The sequence below is a fragment of the Vibrio sp. 10N.239.312.C11 genome (assembly GCF_041466065.1).
Taxonomy (GTDB): domain Bacteria; phylum Pseudomonadota; class Gammaproteobacteria; order Enterobacterales; family Vibrionaceae; genus Vibrio; species Vibrio tasmaniensis_A.
In genome coordinates, this window is record NZ_JBFSRZ010000127.1 from 1 (window position 1) to 524 (window position 524).

The following is a 524-nucleotide window of genomic DNA, read 5'->3' on the forward strand; positions in this document are numbered from 1 at the left end:
CTTTTAACCGGTCATCAGTTTTCCAAACAAAAAAGCCTCCCTTTGGGGAGGCTTTTTTGTTTCTGAATCTTGGACCGAATAAGGCTGCTAGGGTTTGAATTTATTTACAATTCCATCATTACCAAGTTGTCAGAGATGGTGGTATCACAATCACAAACGTTAATGTTTCATAAATTTTGGATTGAAAAAGTAACGCTAGCGTGCAATATTAGGCCTTGCGATTTATACAAACATTTGTATAATTCCCGCGCCTACTTTTAGGCATTCTATTTATTTACAAAAAACAAGGTTTGGCTTATGAGTAAAAGTCCTTTAGAACTTTTAAGTTCAGATCCAGTAGAACTTAGTTTGCTGTCCACAAAAGTGAAGCTAATGATCATTGCAAGTGAGATTATTAGGGAGAACGGTTGGACACAAAAAGAAGCATCATTAAAACTTGGCGTATCACAGCCAAGAATTAGTAATCTAATGAATAATAAAATTTCAAAGTTTTCAATTGATTCAGCTTTTGAAATTTTGGGTAA

General features: G+C 34.4%; 1 protein-coding gene. It reads left to right on the top strand.

Annotation, left to right across the window (positions count from 1 at the left end):
- Nucleotides 1–297: 297 nt before the first annotated feature.
- Nucleotides 298–524 (top strand): helix-turn-helix domain-containing protein (locus AB6D07_RS22895; protein ID WP_372140764.1); only part of this gene is annotated, 227 nt, incomplete at its 3' end.